This is a genomic window from Thioalbus denitrificans, assembly GCF_003337735.1.
Taxonomy (GTDB): Bacteria; Pseudomonadota; Gammaproteobacteria; order DSM-26407; family DSM-26407; genus Thioalbus; species Thioalbus denitrificans.
Genome location: NZ_QPJY01000004.1, coordinates 11,906 through 38,505, shown reverse-complemented (window position 1 = coordinate 38,505; position 26,600 = coordinate 11,906). Strand labels below are relative to the sequence as shown.

Here is a 26,600-nt window from a genome sequence, read left to right as displayed (position 1 = left end):
CCCCGGTATCACGAAGGGCCCGCGCTCCCCGGAGGGAAACGCGGGCCCTTTCCGTTTCCGGGCCAGTAACCGCGCGCTCAGCGCGGTTCTTTTTCACCCGCCGCTTGGGCTATCCTAGCGCCAATTCAATCCAATCCAATCCCTTCACTTCCGTCCACGGTACTGCCGGGGCACCTGCCGGAGCATTTCAATGAGCACTGTCGAGCTGAACAAGGACAACTTCGTCGAGGTCATCGAGAACAACGACATCGTGATGGTGGACTTCTGGGCCCCCTGGTGTGGCCCGTGCCAGTCCTTCGCGCCGGTCTACGATGAAATTTCCGAGCAGCACGAGGATGTCGTGTTCGCCAAGGTGAACACCGAAGACCAGATGGAGCTGGCCTCCCACTTCCAGATCCGCTCCATTCCCACCCTGATGGTGTTCCGCGAAAAGGTCATCCTCTTCTCCCAGCCGGGCGCACTGCCGGGCTCGGCGCTGGAACAGCTCATCGGTCAGATCCGCGAGGTCGACATGGCCGAGGTGCACCGCCAGATCGCCGAGGAGCAGGGCGGCGCCCAGGCCTGAGAACCCACCCATGAGCGCTGGTGTCCGCGACCCGGGGTACCGCCATGGGCGGTTGCCGGCCACGGGGGTGCTGCTGGTCAACCTGGGCACCCCCGATGCCCCCACCGCCGCGGCGGTGCGGCGCTACCTGGCCGAGTTTCTCTGGGACCGACGGGTGGTGGAGCTGGCGCGGCCGCTGTGGTGGCTGATCCTCCACGGCGTCATTCTGCGTGTGCGCCCGGCGCGGGTGGCGCGCAACTACGCCGCGGTGTGGACCGACGACGGGTCTCCGCTGCTGTCCATTTCCCGCCAGCAGGCGGCGCTGCTGCAGGAGCGCCTGGCGCAGCGTTGCCCGGGCCCCGTCAAGGTGGCGCTGGGCATGCGCTACGGCAATCCCTCCATTCCCGCGGCCCTGGATGAGTTGCGCGCGGCGGGGGTGGAGCGGCTGCTGGTGCTGCCCCTCTATCCCCAGTACTCGGCCACCACCACCGCCACCACCGTGGATCGGATCGCGGAGGTGATGCGGAATTGGCGCTGGCTGCCGGAGCTTCGCTTCATCACCCACTACCATGACGACCCGGCCTATATCGAGGCGCTGGCGGCGTCCCTCCGCGCCGCCTGGGAGCAGCGCACCCCGGGCGAACGGCTGCTGTTCTCCTTCCACGGCATTCCCGAGCGCTACCACCGCCGCGGGGATCCCTATCCCTGCCAGTGCCGCAAGAGCGCGCGGCTGGTGGCCGAGCGCCTGGGGCTGCCGGACGACGCCTGGGCCGTGGCGTTCCAGTCCCGGTTCGGCCGCGATCCCTGGGTCAAGCCCTACACCGACGCCACCCTGCGGGAGTGGGCCCGGGCGGGTGTGAAGCGGGTGGATGTGGTGAGCCCCGGCTTCGCCGCCGACTGCCTGGAGACCCTGGAGGAGCTGGCGGTGGAGAACCGCGACCTGTTCCTCGGCGCCGGGGGGGAGGAGTACAGCTACATCCGCGCCCTCAACGACGATCCCCTCCACATCGATCTCCTGGAAAGCCTGGTTCTGCGCCACGCCTCCGGCTGGCCCGAAACCGCGCCCGCCTGGGACGCCGCCACGGCCGACGCCGAGTGCGACGCCAGCCGCGAACGGGCCCTGGCGGCCGGCGCGCCGGATTGATTTCTTGAATAGACAGGATTGACAGGATTAACGGGATTTTAAATACAGAAGTTTTATCCGCAGATTACGCAGATTAACCACCCTCCTCGGAGGCAGCGATACCCAGCCGATGAGACGGGTGAAAGCCAGTACTGCGTCGCGCTGCATCCGATAAGCGGATCGCGCATCGTTGATCGCTGAAACCTGACGCTGTCTTGTTTCTTGGAAAATCCTGTCAATCCTGTAAATCCTGCCTATTACTGCCATTACTGCCATGCAAACCCCTCAGACGTCTCCCCAGGCCGTGACCGTTCCCGTGGTGGAGATCGCCGGGCTGGCGAAGCATTACCGCGAGGGGGAGCGGGAGCGGGTGGTGTTCGCGGGGCTCGATTTCCGCATGGGGGCGGGGGCGGTGGTGGCGCTGCTCGGGCGCAGCGGCTCGGGCAAGTCCACGCTGCTGAACCTCGTGGCCGGGATCGACCCGCCGGATGCCGGGACGGTGCGGGTGCTGGGCGCCGACATCACCGCCATGAGGGAGCACGACCGGACCCTGTTCCGCCGCAGCCACGTGGGCTTCGTGTTCCAGTTCTTCAACCTGGTGCCCACCCTGACCGTGCTGGAGAACCTGCTGCTGCCGCTGGAGCTGCAGGGGCGGCGTGACGGCCGCGGCGAGGCCATCGCCCTCGATCTGCTGGCGCAGGTGGGGCTGAAGGATCGCGCCGGGAGCTTCCCCGAACGGCTCTCCGGCGGCGAGCAGCAGCGGGTGGCCATCGCCCGGGCCCTGGTCCACGACCCGGAGCTGGTGCTGGCCGACGAACCCACCGGCAACCTGGACGAGGAGACCGGCGCGGCCGTGCTGGAGCTCCTCGATCGCCTCACCCGCCGCCGCGGCAAGACCCTGCTGGTGGTCACCCATAGCCCCGAAGTCGCCGCCATCGCCGACGCCGTCTACACCCTCCACGACGGGCGCCTGATCCGGCAAACGAACGAAACTAACTGAATAGACAGGATTTACAGGATTCACGGGATTAAGCTGTTCAGGTTATCGGTTTTCTTGGTCGTTGATGCGCGCTCTTGCTTCAACACGGTCTCATGGGCTGGTTATCGGCACGGCCAGACCAGTACTCAATCGGCGTAATCCGTGTAATCTGCGGATAAGGCTTCTCTTTTTAAAATCCTGTTAATCCTGTCAATCCTGTCCATTAAACAAAAAATGATCCCGGTTCTCTGGCGTGCGAGCCTGCGGTTTCTCTGGCGTCATCCCTGGCAGACGGGGCTCACGGTGCTGGGCATCGCGCTGGGGGTGGCGGTGGTGGTGGCCATCGACCTGGCCAACGACAGCGCCCGGCGCGGCTTCTCGCTGGCCGCGGAGCAGACCGCGGGCCGGGCAACGCACCAGGTCATCGGCGGACCGCGCGGGCTGGACGAGTCGGTCTACCGGGCGCTGCGAATGGCGCCCGGGGATATCCTCATGGCGCCGGTCATCGACGACTACGTGGCGCCGAGTGCCGATCCGGAACGCTCCCTGCGGCTGCTCGGGGTGGATCCCTTCGCCGAGGCCCGGGTGCGCGGCTACGTGCGGGTGGGCGGCGGCGGCACACCGGTGACGCGCCTGCTCGCGGTGCCGGGTGCCGTGCTGATGGCCGCGGAGACGGCCGACTCGCTGGGGATTGCCCCCGGGGAGCAACTGGAGGTGCTGGCCCGGGGCCGGACCGCGACCCTGACCCTGGCCGGGTATCTCGAGACCACGGATCCAGCGCTGCGGCGCCTGGTGCGCGGGCTGGTGCTGACGGACATCGCCTCGGCCCAGGAGATCCTGGGCGAGCAGGGCCGGATCAGCCACGTTGACCTGGTGCTGCCGACGGGCGCGGCGGGCGGCGCGGCGCTGGAACGGCTGCGCGCGCTGCTCCCCGCCGGTGCCGCTATCCTGCCGGCCGAGCAGCGCAGCGCCGCGCTGGGGCGGATGACCGAGGCATTCCACCTGAACCTTTCCGCCATGAGCCTGCTCGCCCTGCTCGTGGGCACCTTCCTCATCTACAACACCACCACCTTCTCCGTGGTCCGCCGGCGCCCCCTGCTGGGCAGCCTGCGCACCCTCGGCGTGACGCGGCGGCAGATCTTCCGCCTGGTGCTCGCGGAAGCGGCCGTCACCGGGCTGGTGGGGGCGCTGCTGGGGCTCGGGCTCGGGCTCGGGCTGGCGGAGCTGCTGCTGCGGCTGGTGACCCGCACCATCAACGACATCTACTTCGTGCTCACGGTCAGGGAGCTGTCGATCACCGCCTCCGGCCTCGCCAAGGGCCTGCTGCTGGGCGTGTCGGCCGCGCTGCTGGCGGCACTGCCCCCCGCGCTGGAGGCGGCGCTGACACCGCCGCGCGCCATCCTCAACCGCGTGGTGCTGGAGGCCCGCCTGCACCGCGGGGTGCGCTGGTCCGCCGCCGCCGGCGCCGGGCTCGCCCTCGTCGGGGCGGTGGCCGTGCTCGTGCCCGGCCACAGCCTGGCGCTCGGCTACGTGGCCCTGGTGGCGCTGGTGCTGGCCTGCGCGCTGCTCACCCCGAAGCTGACCCTGCTGCTGGTGGCCGCCTTCAGGCCGCTCCTGGCATTCCTGCTGGGTGCGCTCGGCAACATGGCCGCGCGGGGCATCACCGCCCACCTCAGCCGCACGGGCGTCGCCGCCGCCGCCCTGATGGTGGCCGTCGCGGCGACCGTGGGCGTGGGCACGATGGTGGCCAGCTTCCGCGACACGGTGGTGCACTGGCTGGACGAGTCCCTGCGCGCCGATGTCTACGTGGCGCCGGCACGGACCGCCGGCGGCGGGGCCTGGCCCGACCTCGGCCGCGGATTCATGGAACGGGTGGCCGGACTGGAGGGGGTGGCGGAGGTGGCCTCCTACCGGCGCGTCGTCGTGGAGTCCGCCACCGGCCCCACCCAGATCGTCGCCGCCGCCCTGCCGGAGTCGGAGCGGGAACGCTTCCGCTTCCGGTCCGGCGCGCCGGACGCCGCCTGGACGGCCTTCCGCGCCGGCAGCGCGGTCCTGATCTCCGAGCCCTACGCCTTTCGCCACGGACTCGCGGTGGGTGACACCCTCGAACTGCGGGGTTCGGCGGGCCCGGTCCGGTTGCCGGTGGCGGGCGTGTTCTACGACTACCGCTCGGACCAGGGGGTGGTGTACCTCGATGCCGCCCTCTACCGCCGCCTGTGGAACGACGAGGCCGTCTCCTCCCTCGGCGTCCACGCCCGGCCCGACGTGGACATCGAACAACTCATGGCCCGCATCCGCGTGCTGCCCGCCGACGGCCTCGCCCTCGCGGTCCGCGCCAACCGCGAGCTCTTCAACGCCTCGGTGGAGGTGTTCGACCGCACCTTCACCATCACCACCGTGCTGCGGCTGCTGGCGGTGGTGGTGGCCTTCGTGGGCGTGCTGAGCGCGCTGCTGGCGCTGCACCTGGAGCGGGCCCGGGAGATGGCGGTGCTGCGGGTCAACGGCCTGACCCCGCGCCAGGTGTGGCTGCTGGTCACGGCCCAGACCGGCCTGATGGGGCTGACGGCGGGGCTGCTGGCGGTGCCGGCGGGACTGCTCATGGCCCGTGTCCTCACCCACGTCATCAACTACCGCGCCTTCGGCTGGACCCTGCAGTGGACCACCGATCCGGCCATCCTCGGCCAGGCCGTGCTGCTGGCCCTGTCCGCGGGCCTCCTCGCCGGCGTCTACCCCGCCTGGCTCATGGCCCGCACCCCCCCGGCCCTCGCCCTGCGCGGTGAGTGACGGATTTTTGAAAACACTTGTTGAACCGCGGATTCGCGCTGATTTTCGTTGATTCAATGCCAGTCAGCGTTAATCTGCGGTTTATCCGGAAACGGAACGGTTCCCTCGCAGTGGTGGAACGTCGAGAGGTCGAACGGTAGTGGAAACGGGTCCCTTGAGTCTTGTGCGGCGGCTGACCCATCTCCTTTTCGCCGCGGTGCTGGCGTTCGCGCCCGCCCTCCGGGCGCAGGAGGGGGGCGGCTTCCGGCTGGGGGAACTGCTGGGGGGGGACGGGGCGGGGTTCGCCCGGGCGCTGGAGCCCCGGCCCTTCAGGTTTCCCGCCGATCACGGTCCGCACCCCGACTACCGCAGCGAGTGGTGGTACTTCACCGGCAACCTGCAGACCGCGGACGGACGCCACTTCGGCTACCAGCTGACCTTCTTCCGCTTCGCCCTGCGCCCGGATCCCCCGGCCCGGGATACGGCCTGGGCCACCAACCAGGTCTACATGAGCCATTTCACCCTCACCGACACGGAGGGCGGGGGCTTCCATGCCTTCGAGCGCATGAGCCGGGACAGCCTGGAACTGGCCGGCGCCCAGTCGCGGCCCTTCGCCGTGTGGCTGCGGGACTGGCGGGTGGATGGGCAGGGGGCGGAGCTGTTCCCCCTGCGCATCAGCGTGGCCGAGGCGGGGATCGCCCTGGATCTCACCCTGGAGGGCGGCAAGCCCTGGGTGCTGCAGGGCGACCGGGGGCTGAGCCGGAAGAGCGCCGCGGCGGGCAATGCCTCCTACTACTACTCCGGAACCCGCATCGCCAGCCAGGGCGTGGTCCGCCTCGCCGGCGTCGAGTATCCCGTGAGCGGCAGCAGCTGGTTCGACCGGGAGTGGAGCACCAGCGCCCTCGGGGCGGGCCAGGTGGGCTGGGACTGGTTCGCCCTGCAGCTGGAGGATGGCAGCGACCTGATGTACTACCGCCTGCGCCGCGCCGACGGTTCCACCGATCCCCACAGCGCCGGGGTCCTGGTGGACAGCGAGGGGCGCAGCACCCGCCTGGCGCACGACGCGGTCAGGCTGGAGGCGGGGAGGGAGTGGACCAGCCCCGCCACCGGCGCGGTCTACCCGGTCGGCTGGAGGCTGTCCGTGCCGACCCTGGATCTGACCCTCGAGATCGTACCCCGTCTCCCGGACCAGGAGCTCGACCTCTCGGTGCGCTACTGGGAGGGCGCGGTGAGCGTCGGGGGCGAGCGGGATGGCCGCGCCCTGGGCGGGGTGGGCTACGTGGAGCTGACCGGCTACGGCGGCTGATCCGGGGCCGGGGCCTTTGCCTTAAAGAACCTGCGGGATTAATGTTACGGGCTGGTGTCGGTGAGTGGGGCCTGTTCCCCGCCAGCGTCACCGTGACCAGCGGGCAGAGGACAGGGACGCGGGTGCAGGGACAGTCCGAACAGCCACTCCGAATCGACATGGGCGCCGGAATCCCGTCCGCCCTCCTGTCCGCCCGCATGGCATCTCCGGCAGCGGGTCCTCCCCTATACCAGAAAATCGTGTGCGGCTCGGTACACGAAACCCAGCGGCGGACCCCGGCGGTGCCATTTCAAGTGCACCAGGCATCTTCAATTCAGGGGAGTGTAATGAACAACCGGATAGGACGATGGATTGGCGTGGTCGCCTGCATGGCGGCCGGGATGGGGGCGGCGCAGGCGCGGGATCTGCCCGATCCGGCACTGACGCCGGGGGAGACCCGCGCGGTCAGCGCACAGGCGCTGTGCGCGCCGGGCGGCGTACCGGAACCCGCGCCGCGGGATGTCCAGGAGATCTTCGATATCTACGTGGCCTATGGCCTGGAGGGACCCCGGGACGGTTATTGCGCCGCCGCCGGGGGCTGCGAGCTCGATCATCTCGTCAGCCTGGGGCTGGGGGGTGCGGACAGCGCCGCCAACCTGTGGCCCCAGCCCCTGGGCGGCGAGTGGAGCGTGCACCGCAAGGACCGCCTGGAGGCAGTGCTGCGGGAGCGGGTCTGCCGCGGCGATCTGACTCTGGCCGAGGCGCAGGCGGCCCTGCGCGGCGACTGGCGGGAGGCCTGGCGCATCTACGTGACCAGCGCCGCCGCCCCCGAGCCCGCAGCCGTGGCCGGTGTGGAGTACCGCAGCGGGGGCATCGGCACGGGCGAGCGCGAGGCGCTGCGGGCGGTGGAGGATCGCTACCGGCTCAAGCTCGGGTTCGCGGAACGGGGCCGCGGCAGCTACGTGGCGGATGTCAGGGTCCAGGTGCGGGATGCCGCCGGCGGGCTGATCCTCGACGTGGTGGCGGAGGGGCCCTGGTTCCTCGCCGCGCTGGAGCCGGGCGTCTACCGGTTGACGGTCACCTACGGCGATCAGTCCCAGACCCGGACCGTGGATCTGACCCGCTCCACGGGCTGGAACTGGTTCTACTGGGGCTGACGCGGCCCCGTGGGCCCGGATGGACGCGTCCGGCTGAAAACGGAAGGGCGGCCCCCGGGCCGCCCTTCCTGTTGTTGCGGGTGGGGAACCGGCGTTACCGGCTCCACTCGATCACCGCCACCGGGCGGCGTTTTCCGCCTGGCGGTTCCTGGGCGGTCGCCGCGGTGTCGGCGGCCGGTGCCGGCTTGGCCGATGCCGTGCCCTGCTCGCCGCTGAACTGGGCGTAGTAGGCCTTCACCCGGCGCACATACTCCTGGGTCTCGGCATAGGGGGGAATCGTGTTGCCGTACTTCTGCACCGCGCCCTCACCGGCATTGTAGGCGGCGATGGCCAGGGTCGTATCGTTGTCGAACATCTCCAGCAGGTCGCGCAGGTAGCGGGTGCCGCCGCGCACGTTCTGCTCCGGGTCGGTGCGATCGGTCACGCCGTAGCGCTTCGCGGTCTCGGGCATCAGCTGCATCAGCCCCACCGCGCCGGCACGGGAGACGGCATCGGGGCGGTAGGCGGACTCGGCGCTGACGACCGCGTGGACCAGGGCTTCCGGCAGCCCCTGCTCGCGGGCCGCCGAGGCGATGGTGTCAGTGAACTGCTTGCGGCCGCTCTTCAGCGCGGCGGTGCTGGTCCTGGGCAGGGCCCAGCCCTTCCAGGTCTTCACCAGCTTCATCCAGGCCGGCTGGTGGCGCGTATCGGTATAGGTGACGCGGCCGTCGGGGTCGACGAACTTGTAGACCTCGGCGCTGGCCGCCGCGGGCAGCAGCAGGGCGAGCAGGACCAGGGACAGCGCTCCCGCGTCCCGGACTGTCCGAACGGTTATCCCTCTTCCATCAGCCACTTGCTGTACTCCCTCCCGTCCTCCACATCATAGACGCGGTGCCGCGCCCCGGGCAAACACCGCTGCGCGAACCCCTTCACAGTTCCCGCCTGTCATCGGCCCTTCACACGCCCGCGCCATGCTGCGGCAGCGCTTCGACCGGGCGGTCATCGACGGCCTGCTCGACCTGGCGTGGTGGGAGTGGGACCACGAGCGGCTGCGCCGGGCATTGCCCGATTTCCGCCGCCTCGATGCCGGGGATTTCCTGCGCAAGTACGCGGGGCGCTGAGAGCGGCCCTTCATCCAATGTTCATCCGGCCTTCAATCCGCTGTCACAGAGCATTGCCAGACTCTGCGGCTATCACACAGGGCCGGGAGGATGAGGCGATGGATATCGCGGACTACGCGGCGGAGGTGCAGGACGCGTTCCTGGAGGCCGCCATCAGCGCAGTGGTGATCCGGGGCCGGGAGGCCGCGGACCCCGCCCGGGCCTCGGCCCGGTTCTGCATGCAGTGTGGCGAACCGATTCCACGGCCACGCCGTGCAGCCCTGCCGGGCTGCCGCCTGTGCCTGGAGTGTGCCGAGGCCAATGAGATGGCGGCCCGAACCTACCGATATCCGCAGCTGGAGCAAAGGGATGAGTTCGACAGTTGATATCTACGACCTGAACCGTACCTTCGGGGCCGGCAAGGCGCTGGACGGTGTTCACCTCAGGGTGAACCGCGGCGAGATGGTGGCGCTCATCGGCGCTTCCGGCTCCGGCAAGTCCACCCTGCTGCGCCACATCGCCGGCCTGACCGTGGGTGATCGCGGCGTCGACAGCGGCCGCATCGAGGTGCAGGGGCGGCTTATCCAGTCCGGGGGGCGGCTCGCCCGCGACGTGCGCCTGAGCCGCACCCGCATCGGATTCATCTTCCAGCAGTTCAACCTGGTGGGACGGCTGACGGTGCTGCAGAACGTGCTGGTGGGCCTGCTCGGGCGGATTCCCGAATGGCGCGGATCCACCGGCCGGTTCACCCGCAAGGAGCGGGAGCTCGCCCTGGCGGCACTGCGGCGGGTCGGTCTCGCCGACCGGGCCCTGCAGCGTGCCTCGACCCTCTCCGGCGGCCAGCAGCAGCGGGTCGCCATCGCCCGCGCCATGGCCCAGCAGGCGGAGTTGATTCTCGCCGACGAGCCCATCGCCTCCCTGGACCCCGAGTCCTCGCGCCGGGTGATGGAATCGCTCTCCACCCTCAATCGCGAGGATCGGCGGACGGTCATCGTCTCCCTGCACCAGGTGGACTTCGCGGTGCGCTACTGCCCGCGCACGGTGGCGCTCAAGGACGGGCGCATCCACTTCGACGGACCGACCCGGGAGCTCAGCGCCGGTTACCTGCGCGAGCTCTACGGCGCCCGCGATGCCATGGAACTGGGTCTGGACAGCCTCCGGGACAGCCCCGTGGGAGGGCCGGGCGCGGGCGGCGAACGCGAGCGGGCCGCGTGCGCCGCGACGGCGTAAGCCCGACCTGCCGCAGCCATTCCGTGACCTGCAGGAGGATCCGGCGTCGCCGCCCGGTCCGGCCCCCCGCGTCGTGAACAGGGCCGTGCGGGAGCGGCGGAGCGCTGCCGTCCCGCCGATACACAACACCACGAACTCATATTCAACCGAGGGAGAAAAGAGACCATGAAACGCAGAACCTTCCTGATGGCCGCCACCCTGACCGCCGGCCTCATCGCCAGCGGCGCCACCCTGGCCGAGGAGCTGCAGACACTGCGCTTCGGCATCATCTCCACCGAATCCACCCAGAACCTCCGGTCGGTTTGGGATCCCTTCCTCGCCGACATGGAGAAGAAGCTCGGCATGCCGGTCAAGGCCTACTTCGCCCCGGACTACGCCGGCATCATCGAGGGAATGCGCTTCGACAAGGTGGACGTGGCCTGGTACGGCAACAAGTCGGCCATGGAGGCCGTCGATCGCGCCGGGGCGGAGATCTTCGCCCAGACCGTGGACGTGAACGGCAACCCGGGCTACTGGTCCGTGCTCATCACCCAGAAGGACAACGACAGGCTGAACTCGGTGGACGATGTGCTGAACAACGCCGCCGATCTGAGCTTCGGCAACGGCGACCCCAACTCCACCTCCGGCTACCTGGTGCCCGGCTACTACGTCTTCGCCGTCAATGGCGTCGAGGCCAAGAAGGCCTTCAGGCGCGTGGTCAACGCCAACCACGAAACCAACGCCCTGGCGGTGGCCAACGGGCAGGTGGACGTGGCCACCAACAATACCGAGAACCTGGCGCGCATGGAGCTCAACTTCCCCGAGAAGTACAAGAACGTGAAGGTCATCTGGAAGTCGCCCCTGATTCCCTCCGACCCCATCGCCTGGCGCAAGAACCTCTCCGACGGCGACAAGCGCAGGATCCGCGACTTCTTCATGCACTACGGCGTCGAGGGCGGGGACAAGGCGCGGGAGCTGAAGGTGCTGGCCGATCTGCAGTGGGCGCCGTTCCGGGCCTCCAGCGACGATCAGCTGCTGCCCATCCGCCAGCTGGCGCTGTTCAAGGACCGGGTCAAGGTGGAGAACGACGAGCGTCTCTCCGAGTCCGACAAGGCGGAGAAGCTGAAGAGCATCGACGCCGAGCTGGCCCGTCTGCAGCAGCGGCTGGCGGCGCTCGAGTCCGGGCAGTGACGGATTGCGCGGCGCCCCGCGCGGTCGACGCGGGGCGCCGCGCCCCATTCCGAGGTGGAGTGACCGACGATGCAGGAAACCGCTTCGACTCCGGGCGCCATGCCGTTGGCCGGGGAACCGCGCTGGAACCTGATCACGCTGCTGGGCTGGGGCGCGTTCCTGGCCCTGCTGGGCTGGTCCTGGCGGGGGGCGGAAATGGATCCCGGGGCCCTGGTGCGGGACAGCGGGAACATGTGGGAGTTCACGCGGGACTTCTTCCCGCCCGACTTCCACGACTGGCCGCTCTATCTCGAGGAGATGCTGGTCACCATCCAGATCGCCGTCTGGGGCACGGTGCTGGCAGTCCTGTGCGCCATCCCGTTCGGGATCCTCTCCTCGGAGAACCTGGTGCCCTGGTGGGTCTACCAGCCCGTGCGGCGGCTGATGGACGCCTTCCGGGCCATCAACGAAATGGTTTTCGCCATGCTGTTCGTGGTGGCGGTGGGCCTCGGCCCCTTCGCCGGGGTGATGGCCCTGTTCGTCCATACCACCGGCATCCTGGCCAAGCTCTTCTCCGAGGCGGTGGAGGCCATCGAGCCCGGCCCGGTGGAAGGAGTGCGCGCCACGGGCGCCAGCGCCCTGCAGGACATTCTCTACGGCGTCATTCCCCAGGTCCTGCCGCTGTGGATCTCCTACACCCTCTACCGGTTCGAGTCCAACGTCCGTTCGGCCACGGTGGTGGGCATGGTGGGCGCCGGCGGCATCGGGGTGGTGCTGTGGGAGTACATCCGCGGCTTCTACTTCGCCGAGACCGCCGCGGTGATGATCATCATCGTCGTCACCGTGAGCCTGCTGGACCTGCTGTCGCAGTGGGTGCGGAAGCGGTTCATCTGAAATCGACACGCAAGGGAGCCTGGAACTGAAGGATGACGGAGATGCATGCAGCACAGGATGAACCCCGCTCCATCGACCAGCAGCGCCGCCGGCGCTGGATGGGGCTGTTCGCCCGGGCGCCGCTGCCGCTGCTGGAGCGGATGTGGAACGGCCTGGGGGACAAGCCCGCCTATGACTATCTGCGCCGGCCGGAGGCGGGGCTGGCCATGGTCCGGGGCCGGGTGTGCGGCAGCGGCGGTCCCTTCAACCTGGGCGAGATCACGCTCAGCCGCTGCGTGGTCCGCCTCGACGACGGCACTGTCGGCTACGGCTACACGAGCGATCGCAACCCCCGTCATGCCGAGCTGGCGGCGCTGTTCGACGCCCTGCTGCAGCAGCCCGGGAGGCGCAACCGGCTGGAGTCGGTGCTGGTGACCCCGGTGGCCAGGGAGCTGAACGAGCAGCGCCGGCGCCGCGCTGCCCGCGCCGGGGCGACCCGGGTGGAGTTCTTCACCCTGGTGCGCGGTGATGACTGAGGGCGACGACCGAGGATGCCAACCATGAACGAACGGCTCGATACCGCCGCGATACTCCCGGGTCTGCAGGATCCGGTCCTGGACGCCCAGCGCATCTTCCGCAGCGTCCTGGCCGCCATCTCGCGCCCGGGGACGGTACAGGCACTGGAGAGCGTACCCACGCCGGTGCCGCTGAACCCGGCCAGCATGGCCGTGTGCCTGGCGCTGCTCGACTACGACACGCCGCTGTGGCTCGACCCGGCCGCATGCGCGGGCCGGGGTGTTCGCGAGCACCTGCGCTTTCACTGCGGCTGCCCGCTGGTGGAGCAGCCGGCCCGCGCCGCCTTCGCGCTGGTGACGGACTCCTCCGCCCTGCCGGAGCTGGAGGCGTTCGCCCGCGGCAGCGACGAGTACCCGGAACGCTCAACCACGCTCATCGTGCAGGTGAGCGGACTGGAATCCGGGGGCGGGTGGCGCCTGCGGGGGCCTGGCATCCCGGCCACGGCGCACCTCGGCGTGCAGGGTCTGGCGGAGTCGTTTCCCGCCCAGTGGCGGACCAACCACGCCCTCCACCCCCGCGGCGTCGATCTGCTGCTCACCTGCGGCAACCGCATCGCGGCCCTGCCGCGCTCGGTGGAACTGGAGGCCTGAGCCATGTACGTCGCAGTGAAGGGGGGCGAGCAGGCCATCGAGAACTCCCAGCGCTGGCTGGCGGAGGAGCGGCGCGGGAACAGCTGCGAGGCGGAGCTGAGCCTGGCGCAGATCGCCGACCAGCTCGGGCTGGCGGTGGACCGGGTCATGGCCGAGGGCTCGCTCTACAACCGGGAGCTCGCCGCCCTGGCCATCAAGCAGGCCCGCGGCGACCTGGTGGAAGCAGCCTTCCTCCTGCGCGCCTACCGCACCACGCTGCCGCGGCTGGGAACCTGCGAACCGCTCGACACGGCCGCCATGCACATCGATCGGCGCATCTCCGCCGCCTACAAGGACCTGCCGGGCGGGCAGGTGCTCGGGCCGACCTATGACTACACCCACCGCCTGCTCGACTTCTCCCTCGCCGCCACCGAGTGGGGCGAGCCGGTCGCGGCTCCCGAGGCCGAACCGCCGCAGGGGCCCATGCCGAGGGTGCTCGACCTGCTCGACCGGGAGGGCCTCGTGGAGCGCGGTGACGCTCCGGCAGGGGAGGAATCGATACCCGACCTCACCCGCGAGCCTCTCGATCTGCCGGCCTCCCGGGCGGCGCGGCTGCAGAACCTGGCCCGTGCCGACGAAGGTTTCCTGCTGGCGCTGGGCTATTCCACCCAGCGCGGTTACGGCAACAACCACCCCTTCGCCGGGGAGATCCGGGTCGGCGAGCTGGAGCTGGAGCTGGTGCCAGAGGATCTGGGCTTCCCCGTCGTCGTCGGCACCCTCACCGTGACCGAGTGCGAGATGATCAACCAGTTCAGGGGCAGCGCCACCGAACCGCCCCGGTTCACCCGCGGCTACGGCCTCGCCTTCGGTCACAGCGAGCGCAAGGCCATGTCCATGGCGCTGGTGGACCGGGCCCTGCGCGCCGGCGAGCTGGACGAGGCGGTGAGTTCGCCGGCGCAGGACGAGGAGTTCGTGCTCATGCACAGCGACAACGTGGAGGCATCGGGCTTCGTGCAGCACCTCAAGCTGCCCCACTACGTGGACTTCCAATCGGAGCTGGAGCTGATCCGTCGCCTGCGGACGGACTGGGATACACGGCGGGAAGCGGGGGAGTGAAAATGGAGGGAGTGGAGAGAATGACCGCCGGAGCGCCGCTGGAAGGCTACAACTTCGCCTACCTGGACGAGCAGACCAAGCGCATGATCCGCCGCGCCATCCTCAAGGCGGTGGCCATCCCGGGGCACCAGGTGCCTTTCGGCGGGCGGGAGATGCCGCTGCCCTACGGCTGGGGCACCGGGGGTATCCAGGTGACCGCCAGCCTCATCGGCCCCGATGACGTGCTGAAGGTGATCGACCAGGGGTCCGACGACACCACCAACGCGGTGAACATCCGCCGCTTCCTCGCCCGCACCACCGGGGTGGACACCACCGAGCGGACGGCCGAGGCGACGCTGATCCAGACCCGGCACCGCATTCCCGAGCGGCCGCTGCGGGAAGACCAGATCCTCGTCTACCAGGTGCCCATTCCCGAGCCTCTGCGCTTCATGGAGCCGCGGGAGCTGGAGACGCGGCGCATGCACGCCCTGGCCGACTACGGGGTGATGCACGTGAAGCTCTACGAGGACATCGCCCGCTTCGGCCGCATCAGCACCGCCTACAACTACCCGGTGCTGGTGAATGGCCGCTACGTGATGGCCCCCTCGCCGATCCCGAAGTTCGACAATCCGAAAATGGATCGCATGCCGGCGCTGCAGCTCTTCGGCGCCGGGCGCGAGAAGCGCATCTACGCGGTGCCGCCCTACACCGGGGTGAAGAGCCTGGACTTCGAGGATCACCCCTTCGAGGTGCAGCGCTGGGAGGCCTGCTGCGCACTGTGCGGCGCCGGGGACAGCTTCCTCGACGAGGTGGTGGTGGACGATCGCGGCGGGCGGCTGTTCGTCTGCTCCGACAGCGACCACTGCCGCGAGCGACGCGATGCCGGCCACAGGGGGCCGGAGCCCGAGGCGGTGGGTCAAGCGTAGGAAATTCAATAGACAGGGTCTCAGGGAAAGGGCGGAAACGCTGATGATGAACGAGACGGAACAGCCGCTGCTGCGGGCGGTGGGGGTGAGCCACTGGTACGGCGGCACGCTCGGCTGCCGGGACGTGGACTTCGAGCTCCATCCCGGCGAGGTGCTGGGAATCGTGGGGGAATCGGGCTCGGGCAAGTCGACCCTGCTCGCCTGCCTCTCGGCACGACTGCAACCCACGGCGGGGCAGGTCCTCTACCGCACCCGCCACCAGGGCATGGTGGACATCTATGGACTCTCCGAGGCGGAGCGGCGGCTGCTGATGCGCACCGACTGGGGGATCGTGCACCAGAACCCCCGCGACGGCCTGCGCCTGGCGGTGAGCGCCGGGGGCAACGTGGGCGAGCGGCTGATGGCGGTCGGCGCCCGCCACTACGGACGCATCCGCGAGACCGCCCACGCCTGGCTGGAGCGGGTGGAGATCGATGCCGGGCGCATCGACGATCGCCCCGACACCTTCTCCGGCGGCATGCAGCAGCGGCTGCAGATCGCCCGCAACCTGGTCACCCAGCCGCGGCTGGTCTTCATGGACGAGCCCACCGGCGGCCTGGACGTCTCGGTGCAGGCGCGCCTGCTGGACCTGCTGCGCGGCCTGGTCGCCGACCTGGGCCTGGCGGCGGTGGTGGTGACCCACGACCTGGCGGTGACGCGCCTGCTCGCCCACCGGCTGATGGTGATGCGCAGGGGCGAGGTGGTGGAGAGCGGGCTGACCGACCAGGTGCTGGACGATCCCCAGCATCCCTACACCCAGCTGCTGGTCTCCTCCGTACTGCAGCCCTGAGGACCTGTCGATGAACGACGTGATGATCCGCGTGGAGAACCTGGGCAAGACCTTCACGCTGCACAACCAGGGCGGGGTCTCCATGGAGGTGCTCCGCGGCGTGGAATTCGAGGTCCGCGCGGGGGAGTGCCTGGTGCTCAACGGTCCCTCCGGCGCCGGCAAGAGCACCCTGCTGCGCTCCCTCTACGCCAATTACCGGCTGCAGCGGGGGCGGGTCTGGATCCGGCACCGCGGGGCGCTGCTCGACCTGGCCGGCGCCGAGCCGCGCAAGGTGATCGAGGTGCGTCGCGAGACGATCGGCTACGTGAGCCAGTTCCTGCGCGCGGTACCGCGGGTGCCGGCCCTGGACGTGGTCGCCGAGCCCCTGCGCCTGCAGGGGGAGACGGCAGCCGTCGCGCGGCGCAAGGCCGCGACGCTGCTGGAGCGGCTGAACATCTCCCCGCGGCTGATGGAGCTGGCGCCGAGCACCTTCTCCGGCGGCGAGCAGCAGCGGGTGAACATCGCCCGCGGTTTCCTGCCCGGCTACCCGGTGCTGCTGCTCGACGAGCCCACCGCCTCTCTCGACGCGGCCAACCGCGCCGTGGTGATCGGGCTCATCGAGGAGGCCAGGGCGAACGGCGCGGCGGTGGTGGGCATCTTCCACGATGCCGAGGTCCGCGACGCCGTTGCCGGCACCGTGCTCGACATGGTGGGGGCGGCGACTGAATCGGCCGCCTGACCGGGGTGCCCACGGCAATCCCCGCCCCGAACGGCCCGGCCGGGAATTCGAAGGAATGGAGCCTGTCAGATGAGCCAGAACCTGTTGCTGACCAATGCCCGGGTGGTGACCGCCACGGAGGTCTTTCTCGGCACCGTCCAGGTGACCGGCGGCGTTATCCGCGCCGTGGATACCGGTGTCACCAGCGCCGCCGGGGCCACCGACCTGGAGGGTGACTACCTGCTGCCTGGGCTGGTGGAACTGCACACCGACAACCTGGAGAAGCACTTCACCCCCCGTCCGGGCGTGCGCTGGCCCTCGCTGCCGGCGGTGGTGGCCCACGACGCCCAGGTGGTGGCGGCGGGTATCACCACCGTGTTCGATGCCCTGGCGCTCGGTGACGTGAAGGACGGCAGCGCCCGCATGGAGAACCTGGACGACATGGCCACCGCCGTCACCCTCGCCCAGGCGGAACACGCCACCCGCGCCGAGCACTTCCTGCACCTGCGTTGCGAGCTGGGCCACCCGGACCTGACCCGGCTGTTCCACAATTTCGACGGCAACGGGCTGGTGCGCCTGGTCTCGGTGATGGACCATGCGCCGGGGCAGCGCCAGTTCGTGAACCTGGACAAGTACCGGGAGTACTATCAGGGCAAGTACCGCCTCAGCGATGCCGAGATGGAGGCCTTCATGGAGCGCCAGATCCGCTCCAGCCATGAACACAGCGACAGCAACCGCGCGCATATCGTGGCCCGCTGCCACGAGCGCGGACTGCCGCTCGCCAGCCACGACGACGCCGAGCCGGCCCACGTGGAGGAGGCCCGGGCGCTGGGCATGACCATCGCCGAGTTTCCCACCACCCTGGAGGCGGCCCGCGCCGCCCGCGGCCACGGCCTGCAGGTGCTCATGGGCGCGCCGAACCTGGTTCGCGGCGGCTCCCACTCGGGCAACGTCTCGGCCCGGGCCCTGGCCGAGGCGGACCTGCTGGACATCGTCTCCTCGGACTACTTCCCGAGCAGCCTGCTCCAGGCGGCCTTCACCCTGGAGGAGAGCGTGGCGTCCATCACCCTGCCGGGGGCGGTGGCCCGGGTGAGCCGGAATCCGGCCCGCGCGGCCCGTCTCGAGGACCGCGGCAGCATCGAGCCGGGCCTGCGCGGAGACCTGGTGCGGGTGCACGAGTACCATCGGTTTCCCCTGGTGCGCGATGTCTGGCGCGCCGGAATGCGCGTCTACTGATGGACGGCGCCCAGGCGCGCTACGCGATCTACTATGCCCCGGAGCCGGATTCGCCCCTGTGGCGCTTCGGCTGCCGATGGCTCGGCCGCGACCCGGAGCACGGTGCCGACTACCCACCCGAACCGCTGCCGGGATTCGACGCGGCCTGGCTGGCCGCCATCACCGCCAGCCCGCGCCGGTACGGATTCCACGCCACGCTCAAACCACCCTTCGCCTTGCGGCAGGGGGTGACCCCAGGGCAACTCACTGCCGCCGTGGCACGCTTCTGCGCCGCGAAGCCGGCGGTCGTCGCGCCCCCCCTCGGCCTCGAGGCGCTGGACGGGTTCCTGGCCCTGCGTCCTGCCGCGGCCTGCCCGGCGCTCGATGCGCTCGCCGCCGCCTGCGTACGGGAGCTGGATGCCTTCCGGGCCCCGGCACCGGAGGCGGAGCTCGCCCGGCGCCGCCGGGCCGGCCTCACCCCGTGCCAGGAGCGGCTGCTGGGGAGCTGGGGCTATCCTTACGTGATGGAGGAGTTCCGCTTCCACCTGACCCTGACCGGCCGCCTCGACGAAGCCTCGCGGGAACAGTTGCGGCTCGCCCTGGCGCCGGTGGTGACACCCCTGTGCCGGGCGCCGCTGGCCGTCACCGGCCTGGCGCTCTACCGGCAGCCGGATCGCGGCTCACCCTTCCAACTGCTGGAGAGATTCCCGCTGGCCCCGGAGCCAGCCGCGGCGGCCCGGGTCAAGTAACCCGCCGGTCATTCCACTGTCACCTTGCCCCGGCACACTCGCTGCGAAATGAACCCCGGGTCTGGTATTTCGACTGAGCATGGACATGTCCAACGCACGCAGGGTCAGGCAAGGCGGACGCCTCTTCTACCTGATGGGCGCCTCCGGCGCCGGCAAGGACAGCCTCATGGCCTATGCCCGGCAGCGGCTCGAGGGGCGGGACCGGATTCACTTCGCCCGGCGCCATATCACCCGGCCCGCCGGTTCCGGGGGGGAGGACCACGTGGCGGTCAGCGCCGCGGAATTCGAACGCTGCCTGCAGGAGGGCCTGTTCGCCATGCACTGGGACAGCCATGGCCTGCGCTATGGCGTGGGACGGGAGATAGCGACCTGGCTGGCGGCCGGTCACGACGTGGTGGTGAACGGTTCCCGCGCCTACCTCCCCGAAGCCCGGCGCCTGTTTCCGGAATTGGTGGGTGTCCTGGTCACGGCCACCGAGGCGGTGCGCCGGGAGCGCCTCCGGTCCCGGGGGCGGGAGGATGCCGCCGCGGTGGACCGCCGCATCGCCCGCGGGGCCGAACTGCAGGGACAGCAGCTCGACCGGGTGCTGGTGATTGCCAACGAGGGGCCTCTGGAGGAGGCCGGCGAGCGGCTGGTGGCCCTGCTGCTCGGGGAGGAAGGCGCGTGCGACTGAGTTTCCTGTCCACCGGCACGGAGGCCGGCGTCCCGGTCTACGGTTGTGACTGCCCGGCCTGTAGCCGCGCCCGTTTCGACCGTTCGGCCCGGCGCCGGCCGGGCGGCTGCCTGCAGGTGGAGGCGGGGCCGGCCCGCCTGCTTGTCGGCGGCTGTCCGGGATTGCCGGGCGAGCGCCGGGTGCCGGACGGGCGGCTGGACGCCATCCTGCTTCCGGACTGGCGGCCCGGGCGCCTCTCCGGCCTCCATGCCCTGCGCTGGGGCGTGGGTGCGCCGATACCCCTGTTCGGCCCGGCACCGCCCGCGGACCTGGACCTGGTCCGCGAACCGGGCCTGTTGCGGCCCCTGACCCTCGAACCCCTCCAGCCCCTGCGCCTGGGCCCGATCGGCATCCTTGCGCTGCCTTTGACGGGGAGCCCGGAGTACGGCTACGCCCTGGAGCACGGGGAGTCCCGGATCGTCTGGCTTCCCGGGGCGCCGCGCCTGGCCGGCCCGGCCCTGCAGGCGCTGTCACGCTGGGTCCCGGATCTGCTCATCACCGGCGCCGACTGGGAGGAGGGTGTCCCGGCCGCGGCGGACGGCGGGCCCTGGTCCCGGCTGTCGGCACTGCGGGTTGCGCTGGGCGCCCGCCGGACGCTGATTACCCACGTCAGCCACCAACTCGATCGCTGGCGGATGGGGCGGATGGACGGGATCCCGGCGGACGTCGAGTTCGTTCGCGACGGTCAGCGGGAGTCGTCGGAAGCCCTCGATCTCACTCCGGTTGCGGGCGTGGAGCGGGAAAACGCAGTCTGACCCGGGCCCCGCCGAGGGGGCTGCGGTCGATGGCGAGCGTGGCGCCGTAGGCCTCGGCCAGGTCCGCCACCACCGCCAGGCCGATGCCGTGGCCGGGGATGCGGGTGTCGGCGCGGCCGCCCCGGGCGAGCACCCGCTGATGATCCTCCGCGGCGATACCCGGGCCGTCGTCCTCCACCGTCAGCTCCAGCCCGGCCGTTGTGTCCGGGCCGCCCGCGGGCTGCGCGACCGCGCTGAGCCGGACCTGTTCCCGCCCCCACTTGCAGGCGTTGTCGAGCAGGTTGCCGAGCAGCTCCATCAGGTCGCCCTCGGCGCCGCGGAACTCCGCCCCGGGTGAGAGTTCGAGCTCGAAGCGGAGCGCCTTGTCGGCGTGGACCTTCTCCAGTGTCGCCACCAGCCGGCGGGCGACGGCGGCGACCGCGACCGGACGCGCGAACACGGGGACGGCGGGCAGGGTGGCGCGCTGCAGCTGGTGCTGCACGGTGGCGTCCATGCGCTGCACCTGCTCCTCCAGCGTGGCCTTCGCCGCCGCGTCGACCCCGCCGGAGGCGAGGCCGCGCAGGACGGCCAGGGGCGTCTTCAGGCTGTGGGCCAGGTCCGCCAGGGCCTTGCGGTGGCGCTCCAGGCGCCGGCGCTCGCTGTTGAGCAGGGTGTTGATGCTGCGGGTGAGTCCCCGCAGCTCGCGGGGATAGTCGCTGCCGAGCGCCGGGCGCTCGCCCGCCTCCATCTCCTCCAGCTCGCGCACGGCGCGGCGCAGCGGCGCCAGGCCCCAGCGCAGGATGGTGCCCTGCACGGCGAGCAGCACCAGCGCCGAGGCACCCAGCCAGCCCCACAGGCTGCGGCGGAATCCGCGCAGCTGCTGCTCCACCACCTCGCTGCCCTCGGCCACGCTGACGGTGAAGCGGTGGGGCGTGGCGCCCACCTCCCAGCTGACCCCGAAGCTCAGGGTGTTGAAGGTGCGGCCCTGAGCCAGGTCCAGGGCGGTGCGGCGCCACTCCCCGGGCTCCAGGTCGGCGGGGAACACGGCCGGCAGGCCGAGCAGTGAGCGGGAACGCCAGGCAATCGCGCCGTTGGCGCCGCGGATGGCGCCGTAGAGCCCGGAGCCGGGCTGGGAGAAGCGCGGCTCCGGCAGCTCCGCCGGCAATTCCAGGCCGTCGGCGCCGAACTCGGTGGCGGCGAGCAGGCCGAACACCTGGGCGCGGAGCCGCTCCACCAGCGCCTCCTCGGTGCTGGCCCGGAAGGCCCGGTCCAGCGCGGCGCCGGTCAGGCCCAGGAAGGCGGCCAGGACCAGGGTCGCTGTGAGCAGCAGGCGGGCGTGCAGGCTCAGCCGCATGAACCGTCGCCGGCCAGGTTGAAGCGGTAGCCCTCGCCGCGGCGGGTCTCGATGGGCTGGAGCCGGCCGTCCGGGTCGAGCTTGCGCCGCAGCCGGCGCACGAACACCTCGATGACGTTGCTGTCGCGGTCGGACTCCTCCTCGTAGAGGTGCTCGGTCAGCTCGGTCTTGGAGATTACCCGGCCGCTGTTGAGGGCCAGGTACTCCAGCACCCGGTACTCGTAGGCGGTCAGCTCCACCGGCGTCTCGCCCAGGGTGACGCTGTGGGTGCGGGTGTCGATGGCGAGGGGGCCCCATTCCAGGCGCGGCGAGGCCACGCCGGCGGCGCGGCGCAGCAGCGCCCGGATGCGGGCCAGCAGCTCCTCCACGTGGAAGGGTTTGACCAGGTAGTCGTCGGCGCCCGCCTCGAGCCCCTCCACCTTGTCCTCCCAGCGGCCGCGGGCGGTGAGGATGAGGACGGGGAAGGTTCGCCCGGCCGCCCGGGCGCGACGGATGATCTCGTCGCCGGGAAGCCCCGGCAGGCCGAGATCGATGACCGCCAGGTCGATGGGGAATTCGGTGGCCTGCCACAGCCCCTCGTCGCCGTCGGCGGCGGTCTCCACCGCGTAGCCCTCGGCCCGCAGCCGGGCGGCGAGCTGTTCGCGCAGCTGCGCTTCGTCTTCCACCACGAGGATGCGCATGGATGTACTCCGCGGGTCAGGGTTCGGGGCGGGATCGTTGCGGTGCGCTCGCGGCGCCGGGCGGGGTCCGGAGCATGGGCGCCGCCGTTCAGGGCATGCCCGCGCCGGTGTCCCGGTCCACCTGGTAGAGCCGGACCCGGCCGCCGGGGAGCAGCACCTTGATGCGATGGCTGCCGTTGCGGGTATCGGCGCTCAGCACGCGGCCGCCGGTCGCGCGCTGGACCGCCGCGACCGCCTCGCCCAGGGACACGCCGCCGCGCCGCGTCTCCTGGCGTTCGAACCGGTCGCGGCTGTTCTGCGGGCCGTCCCCGCCGCGTCCCGGCTGCGCCAGGGCGGCGAGCGGCGACGCCAGCAGCACGGCCAGCAGAAGCAGGTGCAGGAGGATGTCCGGGCGGCGTCTCGGCATGTCCGTCTCCTGTTCGGCGGGGTTCCGGTCTATCCCTCGGGCTCCACGTTCACGCGCACGCGCAGCTGGCGCCCCGGGTCGTAGGGCAGGGTGGTCACGAACTCCCGGCCCTCGTAGCGGTAGTATACCCGGTAGCCGTCGATGCGCTCCTCGTCCCGGTAGTCGGTGACCCATTCGCAGCGCTCCTCCACCGCGGGATAGGCGTAACCGGCGTCCCGGCGCTGGCTGAGCTCGGCCCCGACCACGGCGCCGGCGATGGTGCCGGCCACGGTCATGGCGTCACGGCCGCTGCCGGAACCGAAGCGGTTGCCGACCACGCCGCCCACCACGCCGCCGATGAGGGTGCCGGCCAGGTTCTCCCCCCCCAGGTAGCTGCTGCTCCGGACCGGCTCCTCCCAGCACTGGCGCCGGTGTTCCGGGACGCTCACCCGCTGGTAGAGCGGCTCGACCCGGGTGACCTTGGCGGTGTCGCTGAAGCTGCTGTCGAGGCCGTAGGAGCCCTCGCTGTAGCTGCCGTAGCGGGGGGCATCGAAACGGGCATCGGCGCTGGCGCAGCCGGCCAGGGCCAGGCCCAGCGCGCCCGCGATCAGAGTGGTTCCGTTGACTCGCATGGCTGTCTGCTCTCCTGTTGCCGCGGGGCGGAATCGCCCCGACTTGCGAGCAGGATAGGGCGCGGGTCCTGAACGGCGGCTGAACGCGGCGGCGGCGGTGGGGGCGGGCAGGGAAGGGGGGCGGATGCGCGGGCATCCCCGCTACGGCCGGGCGCGGACCGTGGCGGGGATGCCGTGTGCCGCAGTCAGCGGCCGGGGTCAGTGGGTGAGGGAACCCCAGAGCTTGCCCACCCAGGATTTCTTCTGCCAGGAGGCCTTGACGCCCTTGCTGAGGAAGTAGGGGCTGTACTCCTTGTCGGACTCGAGGATGTGCTTGGTGAGCCAGACCTTGAGGAAATGCAGCAGCTCGAAGCTGATGGAGTGGGTCCCGGTGTCGAGCTTCTGCTTCAGGTCCGTCATCTGCTGGATGAGGTCCTCGTGCTCGCGCTTGTGGGCCTCGTAGTCGGGGTACTCGAGCACCCGCATGAGGCTCTCCTCCACGGCGAAATGGATGCGGGTGTAGTCCGCCAGCTCGTCGAGGATCTTGCGCGTGGCCTCCGAACCGTGACGCTTGTGGATGGCTTCGTGCAGCTGGTTCAGGAGGTCCACCAGCATCTTGTGCTGCTCGTCGATCTCCTGGATGCCGACGCTCAGCTCCTCGCTCCACTCTACCAGTTTGCTCATGTCCGCTCGCTCCTCTGCCGGCTCCGGGGGCATGGAGGGACCCCGGGCACCTGGATGGTCCGGCTGATTATGGATCCGCTCCGGCGATCGGAAGCATGACGTTTGTCATGATTTCGGTGATTGGGCGTGGTCATTCCGGGGTGTTTGCGAACACGATGCGGTAGACGTCACGGTAGTGGCGGGCGAAATGCACGGTCAGCCCGGCCCGGATGTGGTCCGGCAGCTCCTCGAAGTCGCCGCGGTTCGCCTCGGGGAGGATCAGCTCGGGGATGCGCGAGCGCCGCGCGGCGATGACCTTCTCGCGGATGCCGCCCACCGGCAGGACCTGGCCGGTGAGGGTGAGCTCGCCGGTCATGGCCAGGGGCCGGGCCAGGCGCTCCTTGCGCGCCAGCGACAGCAGCGCGGTGGCCATGGTGACGCCGGCGCTGGGGCCGTCCTTCGGGGTGGCCCCCTCGGGGACGTGCAGGTGGACGAACGCCTCGTCGAAAAAGGTCTGCTCGGCGCGGTAGGTCTTCAGGTGGGAGCTGATGTAGCTGTAGGCGATCTCGGCCGATTCGCGCATCACGTCGCCGAGCTTGCCGGTGAGCTTGAAGCCGCGGTTCTTGGTGTGGACCCGGGTGGCCTCGATGGACAGCGTCGCGCCGCCCATCGCCGTCCATGCCAGCCCGGTGACCACGCCCAGGCCGCTGAGCGGCTTTTCACGCTGGAAGTGGGCCTTGCCGAGCAGCCGCTCGATGTCGCGGGTGCCGATTCGCACGGGAGTCTCGGCGCCGCCGAGGATATCCACCGCACACTTGCGCACGATGCGCCCGAGCTGCTTCTCCAGGTTGCGCACGCCGGCCTCGCGGGCGTAGCCCTCGATGATCTGGCGCAGGGCGGCCTCGGTGATGCGGATCTGCCCGCGCCGCAGTCCGGCGCGCTCCACCTGGCGCGGCCACAGGTGATGCCTGGCGATGGCCACCTTCTCCGTGGTGATGTAGCCCGAGAGCCGGATCACCTCCATGCGGTCCAGCAGCGGCTGGGGGATGGTGTCGAGCTGATTGGCGGTGCAGATGAACAGCACCTTGGAGAGATCGAAGCGCAGGTCCAGGTAGTGGTCGAGGAAGTCGCTGTTCTGCTCGGGGTCCAGGACCTCCAGCAGGGCCGAGGCGGGATCGCCCTGGTAGGAGGCGCCGATCTTGTCGATCTCGTCCAGCATGATCACCGGGTTGGCGGTGCCCGCCTCGCGGATGGCCTGGATGAACTTGCCGGGCATGGCGCCGATATAGGTGCGGCGGTGGCCCTTGATCTCGGCCTCGTCGCGCATCCCGCCCAGGGAGAAGCGGTAGAAGCGCCGGCCCAGGGCGTCAGCGATGGAGTGGCCGATGGAGGTCTTGCCCACCCCGGGCGGCCCCACCAGGAGGATGATGGAGCCGGAGACCTCCCCGCGCAGGGCCCCCACGGCGAGGAACTCGAGGATTCGCTTCTTCACATCGTCGAGGCCGTCATGGTCGCGGTCCAGGACCCTGCGCCCGTGGTCCAGGTCCAGGTTGTCCTCCGAGTAGCGGCCCCAGGGCAGGCTGGTGATGGTCTCCAGGTAGTTGCGCGTGACCCCGTACTCCGGCGAGCCGGTCTCGAGGATGGAGAGCTTTTCCAGCTCCTCGTCCACCTTGCCCCGGGCCGGGTCGGGAATCCGCAGCGACTCCAGCCGCTCGCGGAAGCGCTCCAGGTCGGCGGTCTTGTCGTCCTTGGCGATGCCGAGCTCCTTCTGGATGGCCTTGAGCTGCTCGCGCAGGAAGAACTGGCGCTGCTGCTCGCTCATGCGCTCCTCCACCTGCTGGCGGATCCGGGTCTGGAGCCTGGCCACCTCCAGCTCCTTCTTGATCAGCACCAGCACCTTCTCCATGCGCCGGCGCAGGTTCACCGCCTCGAGCACCTCCTGCAGCTCCTCCTTCGACGCCGTGGTCAGGCTGGCGGCGAAGTCGGTCAGGGGGGAGGGGTCCTGGGGGCCGAAGCGGGTGAGGAAGAACTTCAGCTCCTCGCTGTAGAGGGGGTTGAGGGGAACCAGCTCCTTGAGGGTGTTGATGATGGCGATGGCGTAGGCGCGCAGCTCGTCGGCGTTCTCCTCGTGGCGCTGTTCATGGGGATACTCCACCCGCACCCGGTAGGGCGGGGTGCGGGTCAGCCACTTGACGATGCGGAACCGCTGCAGTCCCTCGGCGATGAACTGGATCTTGCCCGAGGCGCGCATGGGGTGATGGATGCGCACCACGGTGCCCATCCGGGCGAAGTCATCGGGTGCCGCCTCCTCCGGCGGTGCGTCGGTGCGGGATGCGACCAGGCCCAGCAGGTGGCGCGGCTCCTCGCCCACCTCCTCGATGGTCTCCAGCCAGGGTTCCTCGCTCAGCAGCACCGGGACCGTCTGGGGCGGAAAGAAGGGGCGGTCGTGGACGGGAATCAGGTGGATCTCGGCCGGCAGGAGTTCGGAGGCGACGGCCAGCTCCGACCCCCTGGCAGGGTTTTGATCCTCGTCCATCCCGTCGCTGTCGATGATCTCGATGGCTTCCGGCTGTTCCTTCTCAGGCATCCTGATCCCCTCGTGGCAGGCAGTGGTTCCCTCGTC

At 70.3% G+C, this 26,600-nt stretch carries 28 protein-coding genes; 21 read left to right on the top strand and 7 right to left on the bottom strand.

Going from position 1 to position 26,600, the window contains the following annotated elements; genetic code table 11:
• Positions 1-190 precede the first annotated feature (190 nt).
• The 6 genes from trxA (at position 191) to DFQ59_RS10125 (ending at position 7,851) form a co-directional block, all read left to right on the top strand.
• Positions 191-565: a thioredoxin gene (gene trxA, locus DFQ59_RS10150; protein WP_114279598.1), complete on the top strand. Its 375-nt coding sequence runs from the start codon at positions 191-193 to the stop codon at positions 563-565.
• 10 nt (positions 566-575) lie between these two features.
• A complete protein-coding gene (gene hemH, locus DFQ59_RS10145; protein ID WP_114279597.1) occupies positions 576-1,688 on the top strand; it encodes a ferrochelatase in 1,113 nt (370 codons plus the stop codon).
• Positions 1,689-1,941: 253 nt separating this feature from the next.
• On the top strand, positions 1,942-2,667 hold the full coding sequence (locus DFQ59_RS10140) for an ABC transporter ATP-binding protein (protein ID WP_114279596.1): 726 nt from the start codon (positions 1,942-1,944) through the stop codon (positions 2,665-2,667).
• A 213-nt stretch (positions 2,668-2,880) separates the two neighbouring features.
• Complete coding sequence (locus DFQ59_RS10135; protein WP_114279595.1) at positions 2,881-5,430, top strand: FtsX-like permease family protein; 2,550 nt, start codon at positions 2,881-2,883, stop codon at positions 5,428-5,430.
• Positions 5,431-5,593: 163 nt separating this feature from the next.
• The gene (locus DFQ59_RS10130) at positions 5,594-6,715 is read left to right on the top strand and encodes a lipocalin-like domain-containing protein (RefSeq protein WP_245937257.1); all 1,122 of its coding nucleotides are present in this window, start codon (positions 5,594-5,596) and stop codon (positions 6,713-6,715) included.
• A 326-nt stretch (positions 6,716-7,041) separates the two neighbouring features.
• Complete coding sequence (locus DFQ59_RS10125) at positions 7,042-7,851, top strand: carboxypeptidase-like regulatory domain-containing protein (protein ID WP_147275223.1); 810 nt, start codon at positions 7,042-7,044, stop codon at positions 7,849-7,851.
• Between the two features lie 94 nt (positions 7,852-7,945).
• Here the strand turns inward: DFQ59_RS10125 and DFQ59_RS10120 are convergent, their stop codons facing one another.
• A complete protein-coding gene (locus DFQ59_RS10120; protein ID WP_245937248.1) occupies positions 7,946-8,683 on the bottom strand; it encodes a lytic transglycosylase domain-containing protein in 738 nt (245 codons plus the stop codon).
• Between the two features lie 118 nt (positions 8,684-8,801).
• Here DFQ59_RS10120 and DFQ59_RS19835 point away from each other — a divergent pair, with 118 nt between their 5' ends.
• The 15 genes from DFQ59_RS19835 (at position 8,802) to DFQ59_RS10050 (ending at position 20,305) form a co-directional block, all read left to right on the top strand.
• Positions 8,802-8,951, top strand: coding sequence for an LbetaH domain-containing protein (locus DFQ59_RS19835; RefSeq protein ID WP_170142121.1), 150 nt, complete (start codon positions 8,802-8,804; stop codon positions 8,949-8,951).
• A 98-nt stretch (positions 8,952-9,049) separates the two neighbouring features.
• A complete protein-coding gene (locus DFQ59_RS10115) occupies positions 9,050-9,316 on the top strand; it encodes a TraR/DksA C4-type zinc finger protein (RefSeq protein ID WP_114279592.1) in 267 nt (88 codons plus the stop codon).
• A complete protein-coding gene (gene phnC, locus DFQ59_RS10110) occupies positions 9,300-10,160 on the top strand; it encodes a phosphonate ABC transporter ATP-binding protein (protein WP_114279591.1) in 861 nt (286 codons plus the stop codon). Before DFQ59_RS10115 ends, phnC begins: the two co-directional genes overlap by 17 nt.
• 165 nt (positions 10,161-10,325) lie before the next feature.
• Complete coding sequence (gene phnD / locus DFQ59_RS10105) at positions 10,326-11,330, top strand: phosphonate ABC transporter substrate-binding protein (RefSeq protein ID WP_114279590.1); 1,005 nt, start codon at positions 10,326-10,328, stop codon at positions 11,328-11,330.
• A gap of 69 nt (positions 11,331-11,399) precedes the next feature.
• Positions 11,400-12,203, top strand: coding sequence for a phosphonate ABC transporter, permease protein PhnE (gene phnE / locus DFQ59_RS10100; protein ID WP_114279589.1), 804 nt, complete (start codon positions 11,400-11,402; stop codon positions 12,201-12,203).
• 41 nt (positions 12,204-12,244) lie between these two features.
• Positions 12,245-12,718: a phosphonate C-P lyase system protein PhnG gene (gene phnG / locus DFQ59_RS10095; protein WP_114279771.1), complete on the top strand. Its 474-nt coding sequence runs from the start codon at positions 12,245-12,247 to the stop codon at positions 12,716-12,718.
• 24 nt (positions 12,719-12,742) lie between these two features.
• The gene (phnH, locus tag DFQ59_RS10090; RefSeq protein ID WP_114279588.1) at positions 12,743-13,348 is read left to right on the top strand and encodes a phosphonate C-P lyase system protein PhnH; all 606 of its coding nucleotides are present in this window, start codon (positions 12,743-12,745) and stop codon (positions 13,346-13,348) included.
• A 3-nt stretch (positions 13,349-13,351) separates the two neighbouring features.
• Positions 13,352-14,443 carry a carbon-phosphorus lyase complex subunit gene (locus tag DFQ59_RS10085; protein ID WP_114279587.1) on the top strand — a complete coding sequence of 364 codons (1,092 nt, stop codon included), beginning with the start codon at positions 13,352-13,354 and terminating at the stop codon, positions 14,441-14,443.
• A 20-nt stretch (positions 14,444-14,463) separates the two neighbouring features.
• The gene (locus tag DFQ59_RS10080; protein ID WP_114279586.1) at positions 14,464-15,348 is read left to right on the top strand and encodes an alpha-D-ribose 1-methylphosphonate 5-phosphate C-P-lyase PhnJ; all 885 of its coding nucleotides are present in this window, start codon (positions 14,464-14,466) and stop codon (positions 15,346-15,348) included.
• Positions 15,349-15,394: 46 nt separating this feature from the next.
• A complete protein-coding gene (phnK, locus tag DFQ59_RS10075) occupies positions 15,395-16,177 on the top strand; it encodes a phosphonate C-P lyase system protein PhnK (protein WP_114279770.1) in 783 nt (260 codons plus the stop codon).
• Between the two features lie 10 nt (positions 16,178-16,187).
• Positions 16,188-16,895: a phosphonate C-P lyase system protein PhnL gene (phnL, locus tag DFQ59_RS10070; RefSeq protein WP_114279585.1), complete on the top strand. Its 708-nt coding sequence runs from the start codon at positions 16,188-16,190 to the stop codon at positions 16,893-16,895.
• Positions 16,896-16,964: 69 nt separating this feature from the next.
• Positions 16,965-18,110, top strand: coding sequence for an alpha-D-ribose 1-methylphosphonate 5-triphosphate diphosphatase (locus DFQ59_RS10065; protein ID WP_114279584.1), 1,146 nt, complete (start codon positions 16,965-16,967; stop codon positions 18,108-18,110).
• Positions 18,110-18,838, top strand: coding sequence for a DUF1045 domain-containing protein (locus tag DFQ59_RS10060; RefSeq protein ID WP_114279583.1), 729 nt, complete (start codon positions 18,110-18,112; stop codon positions 18,836-18,838). The genes DFQ59_RS10065 and DFQ59_RS10060 overlap by 1 nt, the downstream gene beginning before the upstream one ends.
• 85 nt (positions 18,839-18,923) lie before the next feature.
• Positions 18,924-19,511, top strand: coding sequence for a phosphonate metabolism protein/1,5-bisphosphokinase (PRPP-forming) PhnN (gene phnN / locus DFQ59_RS10055; protein WP_114279769.1), 588 nt, complete (start codon positions 18,924-18,926; stop codon positions 19,509-19,511).
• Complete coding sequence (locus DFQ59_RS10050; protein WP_114279582.1) at positions 19,502-20,305, top strand: MBL fold metallo-hydrolase; 804 nt, start codon at positions 19,502-19,504, stop codon at positions 20,303-20,305. The genes phnN and DFQ59_RS10050 overlap by 10 nt, the downstream gene beginning before the upstream one ends.
• Here the strand turns inward: DFQ59_RS10050 and DFQ59_RS10045 are convergent.
• The 6 genes from DFQ59_RS10045 to lon all read right to left on the bottom strand — a co-directional run bounded on the left by DFQ59_RS10045 (position 20,265) and on the right by lon (position 26,564).
• Positions 20,265-21,638 carry an ATP-binding protein gene (locus DFQ59_RS10045; protein ID WP_114279581.1) on the bottom strand — a complete coding sequence of 458 codons (1,374 nt, stop codon included), beginning with the start codon at positions 21,636-21,638 and terminating at the stop codon, positions 20,265-20,267. The two genes, DFQ59_RS10050 and DFQ59_RS10045, sit on opposite strands and share 41 nt — an antisense overlap.
• Positions 21,629-22,318 (bottom strand): response regulator transcription factor, encoded by a 690-nt coding sequence (locus DFQ59_RS10040; RefSeq protein ID WP_114279580.1) that lies wholly within the window; start codon positions 22,316-22,318, stop codon positions 21,629-21,631. The genes DFQ59_RS10045 and DFQ59_RS10040 overlap by 10 nt, the downstream gene beginning before the upstream one ends.
• A gap of 88 nt (positions 22,319-22,406) precedes the next feature.
• Positions 22,407-22,724: a PepSY domain-containing protein gene (locus tag DFQ59_RS10035; RefSeq protein ID WP_114279579.1), complete on the bottom strand. Its 318-nt coding sequence runs from the start codon at positions 22,722-22,724 to the stop codon at positions 22,407-22,409.
• A gap of 29 nt (positions 22,725-22,753) precedes the next feature.
• On the bottom strand, positions 22,754-23,335 hold the full coding sequence (locus DFQ59_RS10030) for a glycine zipper 2TM domain-containing protein (RefSeq protein WP_114279578.1): 582 nt from the start codon (positions 23,333-23,335) through the stop codon (positions 22,754-22,756).
• Positions 23,336-23,533: 198 nt separating this feature from the next.
• Complete coding sequence (locus DFQ59_RS10025) at positions 23,534-23,998, bottom strand: bacteriohemerythrin (RefSeq protein WP_114279577.1); 465 nt, start codon at positions 23,996-23,998, stop codon at positions 23,534-23,536.
• 130 nt (positions 23,999-24,128) lie between these two features.
• Complete coding sequence (gene lon, locus DFQ59_RS10020; protein WP_114279576.1) at positions 24,129-26,564, bottom strand: endopeptidase La; 2,436 nt, start codon at positions 26,562-26,564, stop codon at positions 24,129-24,131.
• Positions 26,565-26,600 lie beyond the last annotated feature (36 nt).

Coding starts and splice junctions, on each gene's coding strand:
- DFQ59_RS10030 (WP_114279578.1), bottom strand. CDS start 23,335: ATGCGAGTCAACGGAACCACTCTGATCGCGGGCGCGCTGGGCCTGGCC.
- phnC (WP_114279591.1), top strand. CDS start 9,300: ATGAGTTCGACAGTTGATATCTACGACCTGAACCGTACCTTCGGGGCC.
- lon (WP_114279576.1), bottom strand. CDS start 26,564: ATGCCTGAGAAGGAACAGCCGGAAGCCATCGAGATCATCGACAGCGAC.
- DFQ59_RS10045 (WP_114279581.1), bottom strand. CDS start 21,638: ATGCGGCTGAGCCTGCACGCCCGCCTGCTGCTCACAGCGACCCTGGTC.
- phnE (WP_114279589.1), top strand. CDS start 11,400: ATGCAGGAAACCGCTTCGACTCCGGGCGCCATGCCGTTGGCCGGGGAA.
- DFQ59_RS10135 (WP_114279595.1), top strand. CDS start 2,881: ATGATCCCGGTTCTCTGGCGTGCGAGCCTGCGGTTTCTCTGGCGTCAT.
- DFQ59_RS10035 (WP_114279579.1), bottom strand. CDS start 22,724: ATGCCGAGACGCCGCCCGGACATCCTCCTGCACCTGCTTCTGCTGGCC.
- phnD (WP_114279590.1), top strand. CDS start 10,326: ATGAAACGCAGAACCTTCCTGATGGCCGCCACCCTGACCGCCGGCCTC.
- trxA (WP_114279598.1), top strand. CDS start 191: ATGAGCACTGTCGAGCTGAACAAGGACAACTTCGTCGAGGTCATCGAG.
- DFQ59_RS19835 (WP_170142121.1), top strand. CDS start 8,802: ATGCTGCGGCAGCGCTTCGACCGGGCGGTCATCGACGGCCTGCTCGAC.
- phnK (WP_114279770.1), top strand. CDS start 15,395: ATGAACGAGACGGAACAGCCGCTGCTGCGGGCGGTGGGGGTGAGCCAC.
- DFQ59_RS10080 (WP_114279586.1), top strand. CDS start 14,464: ATGACCGCCGGAGCGCCGCTGGAAGGCTACAACTTCGCCTACCTGGAC.
- DFQ59_RS10040 (WP_114279580.1), bottom strand. CDS start 22,318: ATGCGCATCCTCGTGGTGGAAGACGAAGCGCAGCTGCGCGAACAGCTC.
- DFQ59_RS10115 (WP_114279592.1), top strand. CDS start 9,050: ATGGATATCGCGGACTACGCGGCGGAGGTGCAGGACGCGTTCCTGGAG.
- DFQ59_RS10140 (WP_114279596.1), top strand. CDS start 1,942: ATGCAAACCCCTCAGACGTCTCCCCAGGCCGTGACCGTTCCCGTGGTG.
- DFQ59_RS10125 (WP_147275223.1), top strand. CDS start 7,042: ATGAACAACCGGATAGGACGATGGATTGGCGTGGTCGCCTGCATGGCG.
- DFQ59_RS10085 (WP_114279587.1), top strand. CDS start 13,352: ATGTACGTCGCAGTGAAGGGGGGCGAGCAGGCCATCGAGAACTCCCAG.
- phnH (WP_114279588.1), top strand. CDS start 12,743: ATGAACGAACGGCTCGATACCGCCGCGATACTCCCGGGTCTGCAGGAT.
- DFQ59_RS10060 (WP_114279583.1), top strand. CDS start 18,110: ATGGACGGCGCCCAGGCGCGCTACGCGATCTACTATGCCCCGGAGCCG.
- phnN (WP_114279769.1), top strand. CDS start 18,924: ATGTCCAACGCACGCAGGGTCAGGCAAGGCGGACGCCTCTTCTACCTG.
- DFQ59_RS10025 (WP_114279577.1), bottom strand. CDS start 23,998: ATGAGCAAACTGGTAGAGTGGAGCGAGGAGCTGAGCGTCGGCATCCAG.
- hemH (WP_114279597.1), top strand. CDS start 576: ATGAGCGCTGGTGTCCGCGACCCGGGGTACCGCCATGGGCGGTTGCCG.
- phnL (WP_114279585.1), top strand. CDS start 16,188: ATGAACGACGTGATGATCCGCGTGGAGAACCTGGGCAAGACCTTCACG.
- phnG (WP_114279771.1), top strand. CDS start 12,245: ATGCATGCAGCACAGGATGAACCCCGCTCCATCGACCAGCAGCGCCGC.
- DFQ59_RS10065 (WP_114279584.1), top strand. CDS start 16,965: ATGAGCCAGAACCTGTTGCTGACCAATGCCCGGGTGGTGACCGCCACG.